Origin of the sequence: Epilithonimonas zeae (assembly GCF_900141765.1) — a bacterium.
Lineage (GTDB): Bacteria > Bacteroidota > Bacteroidia > Flavobacteriales > Weeksellaceae > Epilithonimonas > Epilithonimonas zeae.
Map to the genome: position 1 here is coordinate 347,482 of NZ_FSRK01000001.1, position 23,409 is coordinate 370,890.

Genomic DNA, 23,409 nt, shown 5'->3' on the forward strand with positions numbered 1-23,409 from the left:
ATTGATTTATTTCTTTCCGTATAATACTAATGATTGATTCTTCCTTCTTCTAATTGATAAAGATCTGGTAGATTTCTTCCCAATTCATCGTAATCTAATCCATAGCCTAGTACAAATTTGTTAGGAATTTCTTTAGCAACATAATCAATCGTGAAATCTTTTTGGAAAACGTCTGGTTTTAATAGTAATGAAGCTACTTTCAAAGTTTTCGGACGTTGCGTATTTTTGAAATATTCAAAAAGGTTTTCTAATGTATTTCCGGTGTCTACGATATCTTCCATAAGGATGATGTGACGATCTACAACATCTTTCGTAAGATCCATTTTCTTATAAACAATCCCTGTAGATTGTGTACCAGAATAAGAACTTACCTGTAAGAATGCAATCTCACATTTACCAGGATAGTACTTTAAAAAATCTGAGAAAAACATAATTACGCCGTTCAGAACACCTACAAAAATAGGCGTTTCATCTTTGTAATCTTCGTAAACTCTTAGGGCTAATTTTTTTATAATTTCCTGAATTTCATCGTGTTTCAGGTATGGTACGAAACTTTTGTCGTGAATTTGTATAGACTCCATATATATATCAAAGTGCAAAAGTAAGATTTTTCAGCCAAACTGCCGATTTTCTTTTTTTGAAGCTTTTTCGGCAAAGGGTAATACAATTTAATTATCTATATTTGCGTTACGTTTCTGAAAAAGAATAATTATGTTCAAATCGCTTTTCCATTGGAAAGTTTTACTTAATATCGTTTTAGCAATGGCGTTTTTCGCCGGTCTGGTTTGGTTGACCTTCCGCTGGCTGGAGTTTCATACCAATCACGGAGAGGAAGTTCCTGTCCCGAATGTTATGAATATGACCGTCCACGAAGCTATCAAAATCTTGGATGATTCTGGTTTGGAATACGAAGTTGATAGTTTCAAATATGATCCTAAATTCCGTCCTTTTCAAGTTTTAGCAGTCAATCCAAATCCTGGAGCTAACGTTAAAAACGGAAGGGTAATTACACTTAAAGTTAATCCAAGAACTTGGGCAAAAGTAGCTATTCCAGATATTATTGATAGATATAAAGGTTTGGCTTTTAATCAATTAAATCTTGTTGGTCTTAAAGTGGGAGATACAATTTATGAACCAAGTATCCAACGAGATGCTGTTCTTAGAATTATATATAACGGGACAAGTGTGAAACCGGGAACTCAAATTCCTAGATTTTCTGCTGTTGATTTGGTCATAGGTTCTGGTCCTTTGAGAAATGTTAGTATTCCAAATGTTGTTGGAAGAACAGTACAGGAAGCGAAGAAGATTATTGCTCAAGCTTTATTCGAAGTTGGAATTGTAGAACACGAAGACGGCGGGAAAGACGATTCTGATATTGTTTATTATCAGGATCCGGAATTTGGTTCTCTACGAGATCAGGGAATGCAAATCGATCTTTGGGCAAGTAAAAAAACGCCGGCAGAGCTACAAAATAAAATAAGACAATTGGATGAGATGTATCGTCCAAAAATTGATACAACATTAGCTCCGATTCAATATAATGAGATGCCAAGTGTAGATCCACCGAAACCTCAGGTTCAAAAGCCAGCAGCTTCAGTTGAGTCAACCGCTCCAAAACCTAAAGCTGTCACGCCTGCGCAAAATTCGGGAGCTAATAATTCAGGAGGAACTGTAGCAAAACAAACTGCCACGACACCTGCTAAACCACAAGAAAAGCCTAAGCCTAAAAAAGTGGTTATTGAATAAAAAATTAAAATTAATATCAAAAAAGGCTTCGACTAATGGTTGAAGCCTTTTAAAATTATAATATGCTGGACGAAAACGAGGATTTTTTAGAAGACGAATTTATCAACAATGACACTTCTTCAGATGACGAAGAAAATAGTGGTCTGTATGAACATTTCAATATTACAGTTGATGGTAATCAGGAACCATTGCGTATTGATAAATATTTGTCCATCTTCCGCCAGAACTCTACAAGAAACAAGATTTCTCAAACTTGCAGAGCCGGAAATGTTATTGTTAATGGCAACGTTGTAAAACAAAATTATAAAGTAAAACCTGGTGATAATATCAGTGTTTTATTGGCTCATCCGCCAAGAGAAAATGTCATCATTCCGCAAGATATTCCAATTAATATCGTTTATGAAGATGAAGATTTGATTGTAGTTGACAAAGATGCAGGAATGGTAGTTCATCCAGGTCACGGAAATTGGGACGGTACATTGATTAACGCTTTGGCATTTCATTTTGCTAAAGATCCTAATTATAATTCAGATTTGGATAGAGTAGGATTAGTTCACAGAATTGATAAAGATACTTCCGGATTGCTTGTAATCGCTAAAAATGAGTATGCGCTGAGTTATTTGGCAAAACAATTTTTTGATAGAAAAACCAAACGTCTTTACTGGGCTTTTGTTTGGGGCAATCTTCAGGATGATGAAGGAACAATTACCGGTCATATCGGAAGACATCCAAAAAATAGAATGCAGATGTACACTTATGAAGACGGAAGCCAAGGTAAGCACGCTGTTACACATTACAAAGTTTTGGAACGATTCCGCTATATGACTTGGATAGAATGTAAACTGGAAACAGGAAGAACCCATCAGATTCGGGCGCATATGAAACATATTGGACACACTTTGTTTAATGATGAAAGATATGAGGGCAATGTCATTCTTAGAGGTGTTAATCTTCCAAAGTACAAGCAGTTTGTAAATAATGTTTTCGAAGTTTTACCGAGACATGCATTACATGCTCATACGCTAGGTTTTATTCATCCAACGACTAAGAAAGAAATGTATTTTGAAAGTCCGATGCCAAAAGATATGCAGGAGGCATCAGAACGTTGGCGAAATTACTTAGAAAACAATTAGAGTTTATATATTTGTATCGTGAAGAAAAATTACTCATTTTATAAAATATTTTCACTTTTTATAACAGTTTTTTTTATTGAGACTAAAGCTCAGGAAACTTTGCCTTTCTATCAGCAATATTTATTGGATGGAGATTTTCTTTTCAATCCGGCTTTATTAGGAAAAACGGATGATGTAGTTTTGAATTTTAACTACCAAAAACAATTTTCCCAACTCAGCGAATCACCTAATGTCCAGTCTTTAGGATTTCACGCAAATGTTTTTGACAGAGTTGGCGCGGGTATTTCATTTTTTAGAGATCAGAATGGTCCAATTTCTTCGAATGGATTAATGTTAGGAGCATCTTATTTTATTCCGTTATCGGATGAAGAGGATCGTCAGGATCAATTCTCTTTTGGTATCGGAACCAATCTCTACAATATGAATATCGACTACACTCAACTGAATCCTGAACAACCTGGAGATCCTACTTTGGGTGAAAACACCAACGATATTTTTTTAGCTTATGCTAATTTGGGAGCTGCTTTTAAATACAGGCATTTCTTTGCAGGTATTTCTGTAATTGATATCCCATTAACTAACGATTTACCAATTATCAACGGAATAGAACCTTCGCCAACCAAGTTTTATCTTAATGCAGGTTACGATTGGCATTTCACAGACGGAATGTTTTTAACACCCTCATTAATGATGAATCTGAATACCAATTCGTCAAGAATAATGGATTATAATTTAATGGCGACTGTTTTTGGAGAACAAAATAATCTTTCTGCAGGTCTAAGTTTCCGAAGTGCAAAAAGTGCTGTAGGAAGCCAGAATCTAGGAATGTCACCTGTAATAAAAGGACGAGTTGGAAACTTTACTTTCGGAGCGGTTTACAATTTTGGCGTTTCAGAATTGACTGAGAATTTTGGGAATAGTTTTATGCTATCCATTGGATTTAATATCGAAAACTTTATCAACGCAAGGGGTTTCCGATACAGATAATGAAGGATTATTTCAAAAAAGTTAAAAGTATTTTGCCAGTTTTGTTATTGGCAATTTTTGTTTCAACAATTTCTTGTCTATTAATAAGATACATTTTAGAATACAAATTAGAAATTGATATCAAACTGATTAGTTGGGAATTTTTTATTCCTTTCGTAATTTCAGTTGTTTCGGTTATTTTAATTAGAAAAAAATTCATTGTACTTCAATTTAAAGATAATACAAAAGATAATTTTTTTTACATATTCTTATGTTGGATATTAATCTTTGGACTACTTGTGAATTCTCAAATGTTTTTTACTAAATATCTTTATAAGAGTGTAACAATTAATAATGTATCTGAAATTAAATTCGAACACGATATTTCAAATTACAATATCCAAAAGGTCTACATTAATGAAAGATATGCTAGAGGTGATTTTGAGACTAAAGTAGTTGGAAAGAATGGGGATAAACTGAATATGAAAATATTTTTTATTGCACCAATGTTCAAGGATTCATTAACGCTTCAAAATTATAAAGTTTGGTATTCGGAAACAAAAGATACTACGATAAGTTATAGTTTATCAAATCAAAAAAAAGAAATAGCATTTAAAAAATTTTATAATAATACAGTCAAATATTTTAAAAATAAAGACTTGTCCAATTTACATAGTTTTGAAAAAGTTTTTGAATCTGATGAAAAGGAAAAGTTTGACAAATTGATTGGAAATCAAGATAAATCTGCTCTTATTCTTAAACCAATTTTAAAGAATTCAAATAATGGAACTTCAGTATTCTTTTGGTATTTCAAAATATTAGGGATTGGATTGTTGATTATACTTTTTTCACTGATTTTTATTTCCTACAAAGAAGTCGAATATAAAAAGAAAAATGACGAATTTTTGTCAATAGTTAATTTTTTGATTCCTAGAAAGGAGAACTACTTTTTACCAATTATTATTAATCTCAATATAGCTTACTATGTGCTTTTAGCTTTATTTGGAATTGATATATTTTCACCGCGTACAGAAGATTTAGTTCGCTTTGGAGCGATAAATAGTGTGAAAATTGCAAATGGAGAAATTTGGCGCTTTGTAACAGCAATGTTTATGCACGGTGGTTTACAGCATATAGTTTATAATATGATAATACTAGCTTTCGCAGGTCTATTTGCAAAAGAAATTTTTGGAGAAAAAAAATTGGCTATGATTTATTTCATCTCCGGATTGTTATCTTTTCTTGTGACTTTGCTCTTTCATAATGGGTATATAGGAGTGGGAGCATCCGGAGCAATATTTGGAATAATTGGTTCTTTATTTGGAGCAGGTTTGGTAGATGGTTACAAGGAAAATAAAACAGTAATATTTATTACATTTGGATATTTGTTAATAAATGTTTTATTTGGATTTATTACAAATTCTGATAATGTTGCCCACGTTTCTGGCTTTTTGATTGGTGCGCTGATTTCTTGGATTTTCATTTTGTTTAAAAGATGATTTACCTTCACATTCCTTTCTGCAAACAAAAATGCAGCTATTGTAACTTTCATTTTTCAACTTCTTTTAGCTTGAAGGATGAGATGCTGTCCGCTATTAAAAAAGAAATCAGGCTCAGACATAACGAACTTGAAAATAAATTCTTAAAATCCCTTTATTTTGGTGGAGGAACGCCTTCAGTTTTAAGTATTGACGAAATTAAATCTCTGTTGGATGAGATTCAGAAATATTTCACTTTTGATGAAAATATTGAAATTACTTTAGAATCCAACCCAGACGACCTTAATAAAAATTTTCTCAAAGAATTATCCAATACAGAAATCAATCGTCTATCAATCGGAACACAGAGTTTTTTTGATGAAGATCTGAAATTGATGAATCGTGCTCATAATGCTTCCGAAGCTGAAAGTTCGATTAAAAGAGCTCAGGATTTCGGTTTGGAAAATATCAGCATCGATTTGATTTACGGTTCGCCAACTTCAAACTTCGAAATCTGGAAAGAAAACCTTAATAAAACTATCGAGCTTCAAGTTCCACACGTTTCATCTTACGCTTTGACAGTCGAGCCAAAAACGGCTTTAGAAAAGTGGATTGAAAATGGAAAAGTAAGTTCTCCCGAAGAAGCAGAACAAAATCAAGAGTTCTACTATATGAAAGATTTTCTGAAAGATAATGGATTTGACCATTATGAGATTTCAAACTTTGGAAAACCTGGATTTCATTCCAGACACAATTCTGCTTATTGGAAATCCGAGCCTTATCTGGGGATTGGCCCGTCTGCGCATTCTTACAATGGCAATTTCGAAAGAAGCTGGAATGTTGCCAATAATTCGCTTTACATCAAAAATATCAACCAGGATCTTCTTCCAAAGGAAACCGAAATTCTCTCTGAAAAAGACCGATTCAATGAAATGATGATGATTGGACTTAGAACAATTTGGGGCGTTGATTTGGATAAAATCAATCAAAACTTTTCTTCAGAAATAATCGATTATCTTAACCAAGAAATCAAACCTAAATTAGAATCCGGAATTCTTAAAATAGAAAATAATTACTTGAAAATTCCAGAAAAACATTGGTTTTTAGCAGACGGAATTGCGAGTGACCTATTTATAGTCTAAAGACTTCGACGAGCTTAGTCTGACAATGCATAATTAGTATCAGAGTTGTCACATTGAGCTTGTCGAAATGTTTTTCAGAATAAAAAAATCACTATTTTTGTGAAGTTAAATCTTTGCTGAGTTTTACGTCTTTGCGAACTTAAAAACGTTTCAATAGTCAAAAAAACTTTGCGGACTTTGCGTTCAAATAACAGATAAAAGATTATCTCTTGAAAAAGAAAAAAGCCGACTACACGCATCTTTCAGCCAATCAACCAATCGGAATTTTTGATTCCGGAGTTGGCGGATTAACGGTTGCGAAAGAAATTAAAAGATTGTTGCCCAATGAAGATTTGATTTATTTTGGCGATACAAAACATCTTCCCTACGGTGAGAAATCCCGTGAAGCTATTGTTGGTTATTCAACTAAAATTACCAATTTCCTTTTAGAGAAAAATTGTAAAGCGATTGTAATTGCCTGCAATTCTGCGACTGCTAATGCCTTGCAGGAAGTTCAGGAATTGGTTGCAGACAGAGTTCCAGTGATTGATGTGATTAGCCCAGTTGCGGAAAAAGTGTCTTACGAAATTCATAACAATGTTGGCGTGATTGCGACCAAAGCAACGGTTAATTCCGGACTTTATAAAAAATCAATTAGGAAACATAACAAGTTCATCAAGGTTGATGAATTGGCAACGCCTCTTTTGGTGCCTGCAATTGAAGAAGGTTTTAAAAATCATCCGATTACTCACTCGATTATTTATAATTACTTAAGTAATAGTAAATTAAAAAATATTGAAACTTTGATTCTTGGTTGTACACATTATCCGCTTTTGATTGACGAAATCAAACAATATTACGGAAACCGTGTTCGTGTAATTGATTCTCCAAATATCGTTGCCAATCAATTGAAAATGATTTTGGATAAACATCATCTTCTGAATGAAGAAAATCATCAATCAACTTATGAATTCTTCTTATCGGATATTACCAAAAATTTCGAAAAAATCTCTAAAAAATTCTTTGGAAAATCAATTGAGTTAGAACTTAAATCACTTTAGAAATTCTCATTTCTGAAGATACTTTTGATTTGATTAATTTCGCTTTGAACCATATTTTTCACTCTTTCGCCAAAGTGTAAAGTATTCTCGATTTTATTATTGCCTTCCCAAGTAATCTCGATTCCACCGTTGGCAATTTCTTTTTTACAAAGAAAATCAGGAACGATTGAGAAACCCGAATTTCCACTTAAACAACGCACAATCGAACAAATATTCGGAACTATATAGTTTGGTTTAAAGTCTGGATGTCGATTAAAATTAGCTTTCCAAAAATTATTCAGATGTTCCATATCCGCCGCTGTGCTGTACCAGATTTGCTGTTTCAGCCAGTTTTCAGCATCTTCAATTTTATTGGTTTTAATTAGTTTTTTGAAGTCAGAAGTGTCAGTTCCGGTTCCATTAATCAAGACAATTTTTTCTTTGGAAAAAGCTTCAAAATTTAAGTTTTTAAGATTAGTTTTTCTTGGTGTAATAATCAAATCCAGCAATCCGTTATCCAAATCCGAAAACATCTGTTCATACAATCCAAAACGGATAATCACATTGAAATCAAATGTCGGAATATGCTTTTCCAACGTGAATTGAAAAGTTTCAAAACACATTCCAACGCTCACAGTTGCACGTTCGGTTTTCGTCGTTTTATGAAAAGTTTGTTCGGCCGTTTCCAGTTTCAAGAGAGGTTCCAAAGTGAAATTATAAAGAATCTTCGCTTTCTCTGTCGGAATTAGTTTCTTTGAAATCCTTTCGAACAAAGAATAACCAACATAAGCTTCCAATGAACCAATATGAAGGCTAACACCAGGTTGGGAAATATATAATTCCTTCGCCGCTTTGGTATAAGACTGAGTTTCATAAACACTTTTAAAAGTTCTGAGCCATTCCAGATTTATCATTTTGTATTATAATTATGATGCAAATATATAATTTATATTATTTTTATAATTGATTTTTCTGTCGGAACTTTGCATCATTAAATTATTAAATAGAAAATTCAATGAAAAAAATATTTGTAATCAACGGTGGACAAACGTTCGCACATTCCGGTGGAGCTTTTAACAAAACGATTACCAATTGGACAAAAGATGTTTTGGAAAGCATTAATTTCGAAATTAGAGTAAGTAATGTGAATGAGGAATTTGAGGCAGTTCAGGAAGCCGAGAATTTCAAATGGGCAGATATTGTGGTTTACCATTTTCCAGTCTGGTGGTTTCAGGTTCCGAATCGTTTGAAATTTTACATCGATGAAGTTTTCACGGCTGGCCACAATAATGGAATCTATAAAAGCGACGGACGTTCCCGAGTGGATCCGGCGATTAATTACGGAACCGGCGGTTTGATGCACGGTAAAAAATATTTTGTAACCACAAGTTGGAATGCGCCGGAAACTGCTTTTACTTTGGAAGGTGAATTTTTTAATCAGCATTCTGTAGATGAAGGGGTTTTGTTCGGTTTTCACAGGATGAACGCCTTCACAGGAATGACACTTTTAGGAAGCTTCCATTTCCACGATATGGAGAAGGCAGCTACTAAAGAAAGAATTGATAATTATGAAATTGAGTATAAAAATTATCTGAAAAATGCCTTGGAAACTGAAGAATTGAAAGTGTTGAATTAATTAAATAAAATTAAAATGTCAATCTATTTAACAGCGATTTTGAAATCGAAAAAAGATAAAATTCAGGATTTGAAATCAATTCTTGATAATATGGTTCTGAATACAAAAAAGGAAGAAGCTTGCGAAAAGTATGAACTACAGCAAAGTCTGGATGACGAAGCGGTTTTTATCTTTCACGAGATTTGGAAAAGCAAAGAGGGTTTGGATGCTCACAATCAACAACCTTATATCCAAGAATTTGTTGAAAAAGTTCCTGATTTATTGGAAAAACCAGCAGAAATTTATCTGGCGAAATTAGTTTAAAATAGAAACGCCTCGATTAATCGAGGCGTTTTTTTATAATGAAATAGTTTTATTGACATTGATATCTTCCAAAAATCGATTATCGTGAGAAACCACAATCAAAGTTCCTTCGTAATCGTTGATTGCGGATGTCAAAATCTCAATATTTTGGATATCGAGATTATTCGTTGGTTCATCCAGAATTATCATATCAGGCGAAATATTCTGAATGGAAAGACAGCAGAGTAGAAGCTTTAGTTTTTCGCCACCGCTTAAGAATTTGCACTTTTTGTCCCAATCGTTTTTCCAGAAAAGAAAACGTGCTAAAATGGTTTTAATCTCGTGTTCTTCAAGGTTTTTTAAATTGAATTGCTGAGCTTGTTCATAAACCGAAAGTTCATTTTTAATCAAAGAATATTCCTGGTCAATGTAAATCGTTTTCTTTTCCGCTAAATAGATTTCGCCAAAAGTCGGTTCAAATTCTCCTAAAATCATTTTAATCAAAGTTGTTTTCCCAGAACCGTTATTGCCTTTTATCGCAATTCTTTCTCCACTAACAATTTGAAAATCTAGATTGTTTTTCCAAAGATTTCCTTGATAATAACTGAAATTGATTTGTTCGGCTTTGACCAATATTTTCCCTTTATGAAGCTGAGAATTATCAAAATTGATTTTCATTTTATCGATTCCGGAAAGATTGTCTTTCAGGTTGTGAAGATTTTCTCTGATGTTATCGATTTTTTCAGAATGAACAGATTTCAGTTTTGAGGTACTGTTTTCCGCTTTGTTGCGAAGCGTGTTCATCATAATTCTGGAAACGCCTGATTTTTCCTGCTTTCCTTTTCCTCGAGAATCTAATTTGTTTTGCCTTTCAATCGTTTCGCGTTCTTTTTCTTTGGCTTTTTTCAGTTCTTTTTCTCGGTTAAAAATATTCTGTTCAAGTGAATTTTGCTCAATTTTTTTCTGTTCATAATAGAAATCATAATTTCCTCCATAAACCGAAATTCCATTTTTGTTGAGTTCGCAAGTTTTGTCTAAAAGATTGAGTAAAACTCTGTCGTGACTTACAATCAAAAGACTTTTCGAAGTTGAATTGACAAAATCATAAAGCAAACTTCTACTTGCCAAATCCAAATGATTCGTTGGTTCATCCATTAGAATCAAATCCTGTTGATGAATCATCATTCCTGTGAGAAACAATTTGGTTTTTTGTCCGCCACTTAGATTTTTTAATTTTAGATTTAAATCAAAATCGGGTAGATTCCAATATGTGAAAGCTTCTTTAATTCTGTCCTCGATTGTCCAATCGTCATTCAGAATTCCCATATTATCTTCGGTGACAGAACCGTTTAGAATTTCCTTTAAAGCATTCAGTTTTTTATCGATTCCTAAAGCCTCAGCAATACTCAAATGATTATACTGACCGAAAATTTGTGGAATATAACAGATGTTAGAATCAGATTTAATCGTTCCTGATTTTGGTTGTAATTCGCCAGCAACTATTTTGAGCAAAGTCGATTTTCCAGAACCATTATTTCCGATGAGAGCTATTTTTTCCTGAGAATTAAGGGTAAAGTTGATGTCCGAAAAAAGAACATCTTTATTAGGATGTTGATAAGATATATCTTGTAAAATTAACATAATTTCTTTTTTAAGATGAACAATAGCAGACGAGTTGGTCCGCAGAAGATTGCCTGAAAAGAAATTGAATTTTACATTTTAATCTTTAGAATTTTATTTCTGCAAAGTTAGAAATTATTTTTAAAATCAAAAAAAGCCTTGAATTTCCAAGGCTTTTATTATTAAATCACATCCAGAATTTCTTCAAAATTCAATCTAGATTTTGCTTTGAGCTTCGGTTGATTGAAATCATTTTCATCTCTCACGCCAATCGCGACTGCGAATAACGTTGTGTATTTTTCATTATTCAGAATAGCATCATATTTTGCAATTTCAATTCCTTCCATTGGCGTAGAATCGATTTCCATTTGTGCACAAGCGCTCAACAAAACACCTAAAGCAAGATAAACCTGATGCGACATCCAGCTTTTTGTATAATCTTCGCCGTGTGGTTTTATCATTTTGTTGTAATATTCTATAGAACCTTCAGGTAAATTTCCCTCGATTTGTTTTTCAAAATCTTCCGCATTTTTCAAAACCTGAAAAACTACCAAAAGCTGGCTGTCATTGATTTTTTCTTTGTTGAAATAAGAAGCTTCAGCGAATTCTGACTTAGCTTTTGAATCTTCTACAAAAGTGAATTTCCAAGGCTGACTGTTGATTGAAGATGGACTCAGATGCAGAATCGATTTCAATTGTTCTTTAATTTCATTGCTAAGTTTTCCTTCAGAATTATACTTTTTTACAGTGTATCTTTTCTGCATTTTGGTAAGAAATGTTTCCATAATTTTATACTATCAATTTTATAGTTGCAAAAATAAATAGTGTTTATTAACTTTGCAATAACGGTCAATAATGATAGTATATGTTTTTAATCGATAATAAAAAATTTCCTTGCGGAACAAGCGTTACAATGCGTTTTATAGGAGGTAAATGGAAAGCAGTCATTCTCATTCATCTTGCAAAGGGAACGAAACGATATAATGAAATCAGGAAAGAAATCCCGACAATTACGGAAAGAACCTTGAGTCTGCAGTTGAAACAACTGGAAGATGACGGAATTATCGAGCGGAAAGTTTACACGCAAAAACCACCGCTAATGGTAGAATATTCTTTGACAGAATTTGGAAAAACTTTGATTCCTGTTTTGCGTTCGATTTGTGGTTGGGGAAATGAGGCGATAAAAGATTCGGATAAGATTTTGGTCCAGAACTGATTATAATCCGATTTTTTTCATAACGAGATTCAGTTTTTGCTTCCATTCTGCGGGTTTTGTAGAATATCCGGAGGAAGCAATGGCGACAAACCATTCGTTATGATTTTGAGAACCTTTTAGATTTTGATAAAATTTCTTTTTCGAAACCCATTCGCAAAAGGCACGATAAGATGCTTTGGAATCAGTAAAACTTTTGAATCTGGAATTGTTGATATCGTTTTTTCCTGTCATTCCAAAATGGTTGTTCAGGACTTTACACGCCGAACTTGTGCCACCGCCAGTTTCCATAAAAGCAATTGAAAGAATAACCGAAGTTGGAATCCCAAATTCCTGAGAAAGCTCCGTAGCAAAAGGCTTGTATTGATTGACGTAAGAATTCTGAGCAGAGATTTTCAAACTGAAAAGCAGAACGAAAATCATTAATAATTTGATGTTGAAACTCCTCATATCACAATCAATTTATTCAGAAACAGCTTCAGCTTCGAAGAAAGAAAAATTGATATTTCCGTATTTTCTGCTGTCTTTCAGATTGGGGTGTGGATATTTTTGTCTGCTTTGATGTTCTAGAATGAAAACACCATTTGGTTTCAATAATCCATTGCTTAAAACCAAATCAATCAGTTCTTTATATTTGCTTTCGTCAGTTTCGAAAGGTGCATCAGCGAAAATAATATCATATTTTTTTTCGTGATTTCTTTTTCTTTTCAACCAGTCAAAAACGTCTGCTCTTTGTATATTGACTTGTAGTCCCATATCCAAATCGTTGGCTGTAGAATTGATAAATCCGGCGTGTTTTGGATTCAGTTCTACGGAAGTAATGTCTTTGCAATCGCGAGAAGCAAACTCCAAAGTAATCGAGCCAATTCCTGCGAATAAGTCTAAAACGGAACAAAATTCCAAATCAAAACGATTCTCAATCATACTGAAAAGCGCTTCTTTGGCAAAGTCAGTCGTTGGTCTTACATCGAAATTTTTTGGCGCCGCAATTCTTTTAGCTTTCCATTTTCCACTGATTATTCTAAACATTTTTTATTTTTTAAGTTTCATTTTGAGAATTGGATAAGGTTTTCCCATATCGTCTTTCTCCGTTCTGTCAAAGGTCTCGAATCCTATCTTTTTGTAGAATTCTGTTGCATTTGGATTTTGCTCGTTAACATCAACATATTGAATGTCAAAATTCGAAAATGCAAAATCTATTAATTGTTTGCCTAATCCTTTTCCGATGTAATCTGGATTGAGAAAAAGCATTTCTATTTTTTCTGAATGAATGCCGATAAAACCTATAATTTCATCTTTTTCTTCGAGACAGAAAACATTTAAATCTTTGAAATCGAAATTCTGCAGAATCTTTTTGTACTCTTCAAAATCGGATTCCAGCAAAAAATGATGCGTTGCTTTTACAGATTTTTCCCAAACAGAAAGGATTTCGTTTTTATGAGAATCTTTGTATTCAACTATTTTGAAGTTCATTTTAATTCAGGACAAAATTCTTTTTATGAAGATTATCAAAAACAATTTTCAAATTTGGAACGAATTTCTGCATTTCCGAAATGAAAGTTTCATTCTCAGTAGTTTCGCCATAGATATAAAAGTGAGTTTCAGAAATTCCGAAATCGATTTTACTTAGCGTAAACATTATAAAATACAAGAAATCTACTTCCGAAGCTGCATCTAAATTGTTATAAAGAACCACTTTTTTATTCTCAATTGCAAAAAATTCTGCCTGCTGATGATAAAGATTCACGTGGATTTCTTTTCGGTTTTTTACATTCAAAGAATTCAGGAACTTTTCACCTGAAAAATTGAAATGAACTGGAATTTCTAACTGCTTTATTTTGTGATAAAAATCCTTTGGAAAACTATAATAAAACTGAATTCCAAATTTCTTATTTACAGAAAGCATCAGTTCCTCAGAATCTCTTTTTACATCGGCATTATAGGAAATCAAATCATATCCCAAATCGTGCTGGTCAAAACCTTCTTCCACAATCGAAAAATGATTGATAGCCGATATCACAGAGATTTCAGAAAACTTCTCAGAAGCAAAAACCTCATTTAGTTTCTCTTCCACCAGATTTTTTGGCGTTTCTTCATCTTTCAGCCAGATTTTTTCTTCTAAAACCTTTTTGGATTTAGAAATCTGCCATTGCAAACCATCTTTCGTAAAAAGCAAGGATAATTTCCTCATATTTTTTGTTCTGAATATTTAATAGTTTTCAGTAAAATCTGAAAAACTGAGATTTGCAAAGTTAAAAAATTAAAACTTTACTATTTCACTCTCGGTCAATTCTTATATTATGGTTATCTTCGCAGTTAATTCGATTTATTCTAAGGATGAACAAGATATCATTTTTCTTAATATTACTAGTTTCTCAATTGAGTTTTTCTCAACAGACCATCAAATTTGAAGATTCTGATTTTGCAACAATCCTAGCTAAAGCTAAAGCTGAGAAAAAAATAGTTTTTCTGGATGCATACGCAGCTTGGTGTGGACCTTGTAAGTTGATGGAGAAAAACGTTTTTACAGACAAGAACGTTGCAGACTATTACAACAAGAATTTCATCAATGCGCATTTTGATATGGAAAAAGGTGAAGGACCAAGTCTGGCTTCAAAATATGGAATCAGAAGTTATCCAACTTTGTTATTTTTAAATGGAGAAGGCGAAATCGTTGGTAAAGAATTAGGTTATATCAAGACTGAAGAATTTCTGGAATTAGGTAAAAAAAACAATAACCCGAGTTTGGTTAATACAAACCTGAAAGATGAATTTCTGAAAGGAAAATTAGACCAAGCAGCTTTACTTAATTTCATTAATCTATATGCAAGCAAAGACCCGATTTTAGCAAAGCAAGCTTCAGAAAAATATTTTGCGAAGAAAAAAGACAAAGAGTTTTCTGGCGAAGAGGTTAATGCTCTTTTGAATTTCACTCAATCTGTTGATGATGCTAATTACAAAGTTTTTGTAGCAAACAAAGAGGGAATTACAAAGCTTCTTCCGGAACAAAATTATAAGCAGTTTGATAGTTATCTTAAATTGATGAAACTGGTAACGTCTGCAACAGACGAAAAAACCAAAACAATCGACGATGCAAAAATTCTGAAAGAAGGAGAAGGTCTATTCCCAAAAGAAGAATTGACGAAAAGCCTGAATCTTTACAAATTGAACTATTACTCAGCTCACGATAATTTTCCAGCTTACGAAAAAACAGCTATAGAATATTACAAAAATCCTGAGGAATTCAACGCTAATGAATTGTTAGCTGCAGCAAGTACAATCAGTGGAAAATCTAAAGATGTCAAGTCTCTTCAAGCGGCATCACGTTGGGCGGAGAAAGTGGTTATGTCTTCAGAAAACTTTGATTCTACAAGTATTTTGGCAACATTATATGACAAATTAGGTAAAAAAGAAGAAGCCAAAATGTTTGCAGGAATGGCAGCTAATTTTGCAAAAGATGAAAACAAAGATGCCACAAAAATGAACGAAATCCTGAACAAAAAATAATGATGAAAAAACTTTTATTGCTGAGTTTTATTGGCATTATCACTTACGGCTTTTCGCAAAAAAATGAAACTTATATCAAAGCCAATGCTTTATTTCTTCCAGTAGGAATGCTGAATGTAGGCGTAGAACACGGCTTCTCAGATCATATTACTGGACAGGCGGATTTATTTGTTTCTCCTTGGAAATCGTTCGCAGGAAAACACGCACAAGTTTATATGTTGGGGTTCAATGGAAGATATTATTTTAATGAAGCTTTCAAAAAATTCTATGTTGGCGTTGATTTTTCATTGGCGAGATTCAATATCCAAAAGTGGGGATATTGGAATGATAATTTTTATGTTCATAAAAATGGAGTGGTGACGCCATATATTAATTCTAATTTATATCAAAGAGGATATTCATTTATGTTAGGCGGATTAGCTGGCTATCAGTTTACTCTGGGTGAAAGATGGAATCTTGATCTATATCTTGGTCTTGGGACGATGCAAAGTTTTTATAAAGGCTATGATAAGCTGAGTGGCGACCGCTACGATACAGAAGGAGATTCTATGGGTAGAGAAACGAACAGGAGTGGTGAGTTGCTTCCTTACAAAGGTGGGATAATGATTTCTTATAAACTTTAAAGATGAATTTCAAAAATCCAAAATATATACTGATTGCAGTTATTACTTTCATCATTATTTTTCTGATGAATTATATTGGAAATGATTCGCCAGATAAACTTTCGAGAGCTTTGTTAACTGCTTTTTCTGCAGTAATAGGTCTGGGAATTGGAATGTGGATTTACAGCAAATGCGACAAAAACGACGAACGTAATAATTTTGATTAATTAAACTTATTTTTATGCAGATCGATCTACAATCTGGTAAAAAAATATATTTCGCTTCCGATCAGCATTTCGGAGTTCCTGATTTGCAACAAAGCCGAATTAGGGAAGAGAGATTTATTCGTTGGTTGGATCAAATCAAAAGAGATGCACAAATTCTTTTCTTGATGGGCGACCTTTTTGATTTTTGGCACGAGTGGAAATATGTTGTCCCCAAAGGCTATATCAGGGTTTTAGGAAAAATTGCCGAGTTGAAAGATTCGGGAATTGATATTTATTTCTTTGTTGGGAATCACGATTTGTGGATGAAAAATTATTTCGAAGTTGAATTGGGAATTCCTGTTTTCTTCGAAAAAAGATATTATGAAATTAATGGTAAGCAATTTCTTTTAGCGCACGGCGATGGACTTGGGCCTGGTGACAAAGGCTACAAAAGAATGAAAAAAGTCTTTACCAATCCTCTTGCTCAATGGGCTTTCAGATGGTTACATCCAGATATCGCAATGAAAATTGCCAACTATATGTCGCAGAAAAATAAGATGATCTCTGGTGTTGGAGATCAAAAGTTTTTAGGTGAAGATAAAGAGTTTTTGATTCTCTATTCAAAAGAAAAACTGAAGACAGAAAAAATCGATTATTTTGTTTACGGTCATCGCCATTTGCCAATGGTTTTGGATTTGGACAAAGGAGCGAAATATATCAATCTTGGAGACTGGATTTCTTATTTCACTTATGGCGTTTTTGATGGAGAAAATTTTGAATTGAATAAATTCGAAGGATAAAATTAAGTTGGAAAATGAAGCAGAATATTTTTGATATTAAAACAGAAGAAGAATTCCAGGCGGCTTGTTTGGAAACTTTTATTTATCAATATGAGAATGTTGAAGTTTACAGAAAGTTTGTAGATTATCTCAACATTGATCCATTAACCATAAAACAAACTTCTGAAATTCCGTTTCTACCGATTGAGATGTTTAAAAATCATTTGGTTTTGGATGAAAATTCTAATGCAGAGAATTATTTTCAAAGTTCCGGAACAACACAAATGAATCGCTCCAAACATTACATTGCTGATTTTTCTATTTACGAAGAAAGTATTTACAAAAGCTTTGAGCAATTCATTGGAAAGCCTGAAGATTATATTTTTTTAGGTTTACTTCCTAATTATTCTGAAAATCCACATTCCTCTTTGATTTATATGATTGATTTTTTGATGAAAAAATCAGATAAACCAGAGAACGGTTATTTCCTTTACAATCATCAGGAATTATTTGACTTGCTTCAAACTTTAACGGATAAAAAAGTAATTCTATTTGGTGTTTCTTTCGCATTATTAGATTTCTTAGATTATTGCAACTCAAACTCTAAAACTCTCCAATTCTCCAACTTTCTCACAGTGATAGAAACTGGCGGAATGAAAGGGAGAAAAGAAGAGATGACGAAAGATGAACTGTTGAAAATATTCCAAGAAGGCTTCAAAACAGAAAAAATTTATTCAGAATATTCGATGACAGAGTTGTTGTCTCAGGCTTATTCTCTAGGCGAAAATATCTATAAAAGCCCCAATTGGATGAGAATTCTCATCCGAAATACCGAAGATCCTTTTTCATATATTGAGGACGGAAGAACGGGCGCAATTAATATCATAGATTTGGCAAATAAACATTCTTGTTCATTTATTGCAACTCAGGATTTAGGAAACGTTAAGGATGATACGTTTCAGGTTTTGGGAAGAATCGATCATTCTGATATCCGAGGCTGCAGTCTTTTGGTTTCCTGAATTTTAATTAAATTTAATTTAAAAACACAATTTGATTTATTTAAAGTCTAATTTAAAATCTGCCTAATGAGGTTTTTATTATTAATTTTTCTACTCTCTTTTTCTCTTTTCAAATCTCAAGAATGCTATGATTTGAAGACAGTTTTGAAAGTTGAGCCTACAGAATTATACAAACCCCATTTATTAGCTTCACAGAATTTCGGAGTTAAGATTCTTCAAAATACAAAGACTGTTGATAAGAACATTGCCAATGGAAAATTTGTGAAAGTGAAGAAAAAATCAAGAGGTTACAGATTGCAGACTTTAGAATATAGCCGACCATATTTGGTTAAGAAGGCAAGAACAACTTTGGAAAGGATGGCGAATGATTTTGCTGCAAAAACAAAAAGTTTCTTTGTTGTTTCATCTGTTACTAGAACTTTGGAAGACCAATGCAGATTAAGAAAAGTGAATTCTAATGCGTCTTTGGGAATCAGTTCTCATAATTACGGCGCTGCGTTTGATATTTCGTATGTTAGATTTGACCACAAATTGAAAGTCAATCCAAAATTGGAAAAAGAATTGGAGAAAGTTTTGACAGAGTATAAAAATCTTGGTAAAATCTTTTATATTAAGGAGAAGCAGCAAAGCTGTTATCACGTTACAGTTCGTAACTACTAAAGTTTGAATTGATGTTGAAAATAGAAGAACTCGTTCACGCTTTTGTCACTTCCAATTGTGACTTTGATAAAGAAATTGTTTTGACTAATTTTTTCCATTCCGACTGGGAAGCCGATATTTTATTGATTAATAATGAAGGTTTCAGCCACGAAATTGAAATAAAATTATCCAAATCCGATTTCAAAAACGATTTTAAAAAATTCTATACCAATCAAAAATCAGGAGAAAAATTTCTAAAGCACGATAAGATTGGCTGTGGCGATTATATTTGCAATTCATTCAGTTTTCTTGTTCCAATGGGAATGGTTGACCACAAGGATATTCCGGAACATTGTGGAATTATTGAATTTTACCACAACGAAGACAATTGGGAAACGACTTTTTACAAAATCCGGAAACCAAAAATGATTCATGAAGATTCTTATTGGAAACTATGTGACAAAGACTATTTTCTAAGAAATCTTGCCAGAAACCTGCTCGTCAAGAAATTTGAATTGAAAGGGAAAAAAGAAGAATTAATTTTCAAAAGTCCATTTGAGATTAAGAATAAAAAATAAATCCTACTTTATTAAGTAGGATTTATCTTTAGAAATGATTCTACGCTTATAGTTTTTCAGGTTTTTCAATCAATAAATTATAAGTGAAGGCTGCAAAAACTCCACCCAGAATTGGCGCTACAATAAACAGCCAAAGTTGTGACAGTGCTTCTCCACCAGCAAATAGTGCTGGACCAATACTTCTTGCAGGATTTACAGAAACACCTGTAATTTTGATTCCGACAATGTGAATCAGAACCAAAGAAAGTCCAATTGCCAGACCAGCAAAGCCTCCGTGGATATTCTTAGTAGAAGTAGATCCCAGAATTACCATCAAGAAGATGAATGTGAAAACAAACTCAGCAACCAAAGCAGCTACAGTTGTATATTCATCCAGATAGCCAGTTCCCCAGCCATTAGAACCCAAAGCCCAAGGTCCTAATTCAGCACCTGGATGATTGGTAAAAATGACATACAGTATTCCTGCACCAATAATAGCTCCGATTATCTGAGCAACGATGTAGTACAAAGCTTCTCCCAATTTCATTCTGCCAGCCGCAACCATCGCCAATGAAATAGCAGGATTGATGTGACATCCGGAAATGTGTCCGATAGCGTATGCCATTGCGACCACACTCAAACCAAATGCAAAAGAAATTCCCAGAAGCCCGACACCAGTTGTTCCATCAGCGCCAGCAATCACTGCACTGCCGCAGCCCATTAATACAAGAACCATTGTGCCAATCATTTCGGCAACAAATTTTGAAGTTGTTGATACCATTTGTTTTGTTTTTTTAATAGTTTATTAAAACAAATCTAATAAAATTTTTAATTAGTTGTGAATAATTCAAAAAATATTTGTTGACTGACAAAATTTCCAATTATTTTTGACATTCCTGTAATGGTTTGTTTTTTGAGCTAAACATTTGTATAAATTTTAGAATTATGGCTTTAAAATATTCAATTCTCGATTTGGCAACTATTGTCAAAGGCGATGATATCAATAAAACATTTCAGAAATCGGTGAAATCTGCACAACACGCAGAACAACTTGGATTTACAAGATATTGGTTCTCGGAGCATCATAATTTCCCTAATGTTGCGAGCGCTTCAACATCGGTATTAATTGGTCATATTGCTTCACAAACCACAACTTTACGAGTTGGTTCCGGAGGTATTATGCTGCCCAACCATTCCACTTTATCTGTCGCAGAGCAATTTGGAACTTTGGATGGATTGTTTCCTGGCAGAATTGATTTGGGATTGGGAAGAGCACCAGGAACGGATATGTTGACAGCAACTGCATTGAGAGGAAATAATTTCAATCCGAATTATAATTTTGAATTTCATATTAAAGAACTTCAAAAATATTTATCTAATGAAAATGCTGAAGCGAAAGTACGAGCGATTCCAGGTGAAGGTGCGGATGTTCCGCTTTACATCTTGGGAAGTTCTACAGATTCAGCTTTTTTAGCAGCTAAATTAGGTCTGCCTTACGCTTTTGCAGCCCATTTTGCGCCTTCTCAATTGGAAGTGGCTTTGGAAATCTATAGGGAACATTTTCAGCCCTCTGAATTTCTTGATGAACCTTATGTGATGATTTGTATTAATATTATTGCGGCAGATTCTGTAGATGAAGCTCATTATTTATCAACGTCGCATTTCCAGGCTTTTGTCAATATTTTGACTGACCAAAGACAGCCTCTTTTACCACCAGATGAAACCGAATTGGCTGGTATTTCAGATGAAGTAGCTCTTCATCTCAATAGAATGGCTGCTAAAACATTCGTGGGAGACAAAGAAACTTTGAAAGAAAAACTGACCAAGTTTAGGAAGGATTACAAACCAGATGAGATTATTGTTTCAGGAAACATCTTCGATTTTGATAAAAAACAAAGGTCTTACGAGATAGCTTCAGAAGTTATCAAATCACTATAATTAAAAGCACAAACCTAGGTTTGTGCTTTTGTTTTATTTCAGAACGTCAACTTCAATTGTACTGCTGTTGTAAACTTTGATATTGGCTTTTGTATAATCTTCCTTGGTTGCTTTGTAAGGATTTTCAAGAAATTTCTGAGGATTGATGGCCATCAAAGGAAACCAACTACTCTGAACCTGAATCTGGATTTTATGTCCTTTTTTGAAAGTGTGCAAAACGTCCTGCAATTTTACATTCACAACTTCTTCTTTATTTGGAGTCAAAGCTTCCGGTTTTTCAAAACTATTACGGAATCTTGCCGGCATTATTTCGCTTCTTACCATTTGATGATAGTTGGCATAAACGACATTGGGTTTGTCTGGATTTGCTTTCTCATCAGAAGGATAAACATCAATTAATTTAACTGCAAAATCTGCATCGGTGGAAGTGGTAGCTATTTTCAGTTTAGTTAAAATCTCTCCGGCAAAAGTAACATCGCTATCTAGAACATCCGTTGTAAAAGTTAAAACATCTGGTCTGTAACTCGCAAATCTCTGGTCTTCGCTCATATAATTCCTTGGTGTGAATCCATTCATATCTTTGTAATTCTCGCTGCTTAAAACCGGATTGTTGGGGTCAGAAGTATATTCTGAAAATGCAACCTGATTCAGAATGTTTTTAGCTAATGTTCCAGAATTATCAAGATAAAAAGTAACTTTTTGAGTTTGTTTTGGCGGCCAGTTTTCAAATTGTTCCCATTCTTTTTTTCCGGTGTCAAACATATAAGCTTCCGGAAGTTTTGCCGCAGTTTTAGAATCTTCTTTCAAATAATGATGAAAGAATGGTTGTTCTATATTTTTCTGATAATAAGTAGCGATGCTGTCTCCGAAATAAATGTCATTATGAAAATGTTTCCCTTCTTCTCTGTTCCAGCCTCCGTGGGAGAAAGGTCCCATCACAATCGTGTTCTTTGCTTTCGGACTAGATTTCTCAATGGTTTTATAAATGTTAAGCGGACCAGCTAAATCTTCTGCATCAAACCAGCCGCCAACTGTCATCACAGCGTGGTTGATATTTTTAAGATGAGGTAAAAGATTTCTTTTTTGCCAGAACTCATCATAGTTGGGATGATTCACAACTTCCTGCATAAAGAAATTGTCTTTATAGTATTTATCCACACCATCTTTCAATGTTCCCATATCTTTGTAGAAAATGTAACCGTCATCAGAAGTTGGTTTTATCATTTTATCAACGAACCAGCTTTTGTCTTCAGCTTTAGTTTTCTGAACTCCGAACACTGGAAACGTTTTGAAATAACCCATCAAGAATGCACCATTGTGATGGAAATCGTCAAACCAAAAATCTGAAATAGGAGCTTGAGGAGACGAAGCTACCAAAGCAGGATGGTTCGCTAAAGTTCCGACTGCTGTGTAAAATCCAGGATAAGAAGTTCCGTATTGCCCAACTTTTCCGTTGTTATTCTGAACGTTTTTAACCAACCAATCTATAGTATCATAAGTGTCGGTGCTTTCGTCCACATCTTTTTTGGTTTTGTGGTCCACTTGTGGCGTCATATTCGTGAAAGTGCCTTCGCTCATATATCGTCCTCGAACATCCTGAAAAACAAAGATGTATTTTTCTTTTTCGATGAAAGGGTTGGGGCTTAATTTTTTTCTGAAGTTATTTTCGCCATAAGGTGTAATACTGTAACAAGTTCTGTTCATAATGAATGGATACTTGTTGCTTTTTGAAATGTCTTTTGGTGTGTAAATAATCGTAAACAGTTTGGTTCCGTCTCGCATCGGGATATAAACTTCTTTTTTGGTGAAGTTGTCTTCAACAGAATTGGTTTGTGCAAAACCGAAACTAACTGTGATAAAACAGAAAAACACTAAGAACTTTTTCATTGAAAATAAATATTTGAATAAAGATAAAACTTGATGATCA

At 33.7% G+C, this 23,409-nt stretch carries 27 protein-coding genes; 17 read left to right on the forward strand and 10 right to left on the reverse strand.

Annotation, left to right across the window (positions count from 1 at the left end):
* Positions 1–26: 26 nt before the first annotated feature.
* Complete coding sequence (locus BUR19_RS01545) at positions 27–581, reverse strand: phosphoribosyltransferase (protein WP_074233178.1); 555 nt, start codon at positions 579–581, stop codon at positions 27–29.
* A gap of 130 nt (positions 582–711) precedes the next feature.
* Between BUR19_RS01545 and BUR19_RS01550 the strand changes: the two genes are divergently transcribed.
* The 6 genes from BUR19_RS01550 (at position 712) to murI (ending at position 7,505) form a co-directional block, all read left to right on the forward strand.
* Positions 712–1,746: a PASTA domain-containing protein gene (locus tag BUR19_RS01550; RefSeq protein ID WP_074233179.1), complete on the forward strand. Its 1,035-nt coding sequence runs from the start codon at positions 712–714 to the stop codon at positions 1,744–1,746.
* 62 nt (positions 1,747–1,808) lie between these two features.
* The gene (locus BUR19_RS01555; protein WP_074233180.1) at positions 1,809–2,879 is read left to right on the forward strand and encodes an RluA family pseudouridine synthase; all 1,071 of its coding nucleotides are present in this window, start codon (positions 1,809–1,811) and stop codon (positions 2,877–2,879) included.
* An 18-nt stretch (positions 2,880–2,897) separates the two neighbouring features.
* Positions 2,898–3,866, forward strand: a complete 969-nt coding sequence (locus BUR19_RS01560) for a PorP/SprF family type IX secretion system membrane protein (RefSeq protein WP_083600621.1) — start codon at positions 2,898–2,900, stop codon at positions 3,864–3,866.
* Positions 3,866–5,344, forward strand: coding sequence for a rhomboid family intramembrane serine protease (locus BUR19_RS01565; protein ID WP_074233181.1), 1,479 nt, complete (start codon positions 3,866–3,868; stop codon positions 5,342–5,344). The genes BUR19_RS01560 and BUR19_RS01565 overlap by 1 nt, the downstream gene beginning before the upstream one ends.
* Entirely contained in the window at positions 5,341–6,465 is a 1,125-nt protein-coding gene (gene hemW / locus BUR19_RS01570; RefSeq protein ID WP_074233182.1) for a radical SAM family heme chaperone HemW, read from the forward strand. Before BUR19_RS01565 ends, hemW begins: the two co-directional genes overlap by 4 nt.
* A gap of 209 nt (positions 6,466–6,674) precedes the next feature.
* On the forward strand, positions 6,675–7,505 hold the full coding sequence (gene murI / locus BUR19_RS01575) for a glutamate racemase (RefSeq protein WP_074233183.1): 831 nt from the start codon (positions 6,675–6,677) through the stop codon (positions 7,503–7,505).
* On the opposite strand, the gene BUR19_RS01580 is transcribed toward murI, so the two are convergent.
* A complete protein-coding gene (locus tag BUR19_RS01580) occupies positions 7,502–8,398 on the reverse strand; it encodes a LysR family transcriptional regulator (protein WP_074233184.1) in 897 nt (298 codons plus the stop codon). The two genes, murI and BUR19_RS01580, sit on opposite strands and share 4 nt — an antisense overlap.
* Positions 8,399–8,499: 101 nt before the next feature.
* On the opposite strand from BUR19_RS01580, the gene BUR19_RS01585 reads away from it, so the two are divergent.
* Both BUR19_RS01585 and BUR19_RS01590 read left to right on the forward strand, forming a co-directional pair.
* Positions 8,500–9,120 carry an NAD(P)H-dependent oxidoreductase gene (locus tag BUR19_RS01585; protein ID WP_074233185.1) on the forward strand — a complete coding sequence of 207 codons (621 nt, stop codon included), beginning with the start codon at positions 8,500–8,502 and terminating at the stop codon, positions 9,118–9,120.
* Positions 9,121–9,135: 15 nt separating this feature from the next.
* Positions 9,136–9,423, forward strand: a complete 288-nt coding sequence (locus BUR19_RS01590; RefSeq protein WP_074233186.1) for a putative quinol monooxygenase — start codon at positions 9,136–9,138, stop codon at positions 9,421–9,423.
* Between the two features lie 33 nt (positions 9,424–9,456).
* On the opposite strand, the gene abc-f is transcribed toward BUR19_RS01590, so the two are convergent.
* A complete protein-coding gene (gene abc-f, locus BUR19_RS01595; protein WP_074233187.1) occupies positions 9,457–11,043 on the reverse strand; it encodes a ribosomal protection-like ABC-F family protein in 1,587 nt (528 codons plus the stop codon).
* Between the two features lie 161 nt (positions 11,044–11,204).
* Positions 11,205–11,807 (reverse strand): nitroreductase family protein, encoded by a 603-nt coding sequence (locus tag BUR19_RS01600; RefSeq protein WP_074233188.1) that lies wholly within the window; start codon positions 11,805–11,807, stop codon positions 11,205–11,207.
* 80 nt (positions 11,808–11,887) lie between these two features.
* Here BUR19_RS01600 and BUR19_RS01605 point away from each other — a divergent pair, with 80 nt between their 5' ends.
* Complete coding sequence (locus BUR19_RS01605) at positions 11,888–12,238, forward strand: winged helix-turn-helix transcriptional regulator (protein WP_074233189.1); 351 nt, start codon at positions 11,888–11,890, stop codon at positions 12,236–12,238.
* Here BUR19_RS01605 and BUR19_RS01610 read toward each other — a convergent pair whose 3' ends face one another.
* Genes BUR19_RS01610 through BUR19_RS01625 form a run of 4 tightly spaced genes read right to left on the reverse strand, consistent with a single transcriptional unit; the run spans position 12,239 to position 14,426 of the window.
* Positions 12,239–12,685 (reverse strand): glucosaminidase domain-containing protein, encoded by a 447-nt coding sequence (locus BUR19_RS01610; RefSeq protein WP_074233190.1) that lies wholly within the window; start codon positions 12,683–12,685, stop codon positions 12,239–12,241.
* A gap of 12 nt (positions 12,686–12,697) precedes the next feature.
* Positions 12,698–13,264, reverse strand: a complete 567-nt coding sequence (locus tag BUR19_RS01615) for an RsmD family RNA methyltransferase (protein ID WP_074233191.1) — start codon at positions 13,262–13,264, stop codon at positions 12,698–12,700.
* A 3-nt stretch (positions 13,265–13,267) separates the two neighbouring features.
* Positions 13,268–13,708 carry a GNAT family N-acetyltransferase gene (locus tag BUR19_RS01620; protein ID WP_074233192.1) on the reverse strand — a complete coding sequence of 147 codons (441 nt, stop codon included), beginning with the start codon at positions 13,706–13,708 and terminating at the stop codon, positions 13,268–13,270.
* 1 nt (position 13,709) lies between these two features.
* Positions 13,710–14,426, reverse strand: a complete 717-nt coding sequence (locus BUR19_RS01625; protein ID WP_074233193.1) for a DUF3822 family protein — start codon at positions 14,424–14,426, stop codon at positions 13,710–13,712.
* Positions 14,427–14,572: 146 nt separating this feature from the next.
* On the opposite strand from BUR19_RS01625, the gene BUR19_RS01630 reads away from it, so the two are divergent.
* The 7 genes from BUR19_RS01630 (at position 14,573) to BUR19_RS01660 (ending at position 19,565) form a co-directional block, all read left to right on the forward strand.
* Positions 14,573–15,742, forward strand: a complete 1,170-nt coding sequence (locus BUR19_RS01630) for a thioredoxin family protein (protein ID WP_074233194.1) — start codon at positions 14,573–14,575, stop codon at positions 15,740–15,742.
* A gap of 2 nt (positions 15,743–15,744) precedes the next feature.
* On the forward strand, positions 15,745–16,365 hold the full coding sequence (locus BUR19_RS01635; RefSeq protein WP_074233195.1) for a DUF3575 domain-containing protein: 621 nt from the start codon (positions 15,745–15,747) through the stop codon (positions 16,363–16,365).
* Between the two features lie 2 nt (positions 16,366–16,367).
* Positions 16,368–16,571, forward strand: coding sequence for a hypothetical protein (locus tag BUR19_RS01640; protein WP_074233196.1), 204 nt, complete (start codon positions 16,368–16,370; stop codon positions 16,569–16,571).
* 14 nt (positions 16,572–16,585) lie between these two features.
* Positions 16,586–17,350, forward strand: a complete 765-nt coding sequence (locus BUR19_RS01645; RefSeq protein WP_074233197.1) for a UDP-2,3-diacylglucosamine diphosphatase — start codon at positions 16,586–16,588, stop codon at positions 17,348–17,350.
* 14 nt (positions 17,351–17,364) lie between these two features.
* Positions 17,365–18,348 carry a LuxE/PaaK family acyltransferase gene (locus BUR19_RS01650; protein WP_074233198.1) on the forward strand — a complete coding sequence of 328 codons (984 nt, stop codon included), beginning with the start codon at positions 17,365–17,367 and terminating at the stop codon, positions 18,346–18,348.
* Between the two features lie 66 nt (positions 18,349–18,414).
* The gene (locus BUR19_RS01655; RefSeq protein WP_074233199.1) at positions 18,415–19,008 is read left to right on the forward strand and encodes a DUF5715 family protein; all 594 of its coding nucleotides are present in this window, start codon (positions 18,415–18,417) and stop codon (positions 19,006–19,008) included.
* An 11-nt stretch (positions 19,009–19,019) separates the two neighbouring features.
* Positions 19,020–19,565, forward strand: coding sequence for a hypothetical protein (locus tag BUR19_RS01660; protein ID WP_074233200.1), 546 nt, complete (start codon positions 19,020–19,022; stop codon positions 19,563–19,565).
* A 46-nt stretch (positions 19,566–19,611) separates the two neighbouring features.
* On the opposite strand, the gene aqpZ is transcribed toward BUR19_RS01660, so the two are convergent.
* Entirely contained in the window at positions 19,612–20,325 is a 714-nt protein-coding gene (gene aqpZ / locus BUR19_RS01665) for an aquaporin Z (protein ID WP_074233201.1), read from the reverse strand.
* 164 nt (positions 20,326–20,489) lie between these two features.
* Between aqpZ and BUR19_RS01670 the strand changes: the two genes are divergently transcribed.
* The gene (locus tag BUR19_RS01670) at positions 20,490–21,482 is read left to right on the forward strand and encodes an LLM class flavin-dependent oxidoreductase (protein ID WP_074233202.1); all 993 of its coding nucleotides are present in this window, start codon (positions 20,490–20,492) and stop codon (positions 21,480–21,482) included.
* A 33-nt stretch (positions 21,483–21,515) separates the two neighbouring features.
* Here the strand turns inward: BUR19_RS01670 and BUR19_RS01675 are convergent, their stop codons facing one another.
* Positions 21,516–23,369, reverse strand: coding sequence for a CocE/NonD family hydrolase (locus BUR19_RS01675; RefSeq protein WP_074233203.1), 1,854 nt, complete (start codon positions 23,367–23,369; stop codon positions 21,516–21,518).
* Between the last annotated feature and the right edge of the window lie 40 nt (positions 23,370–23,409).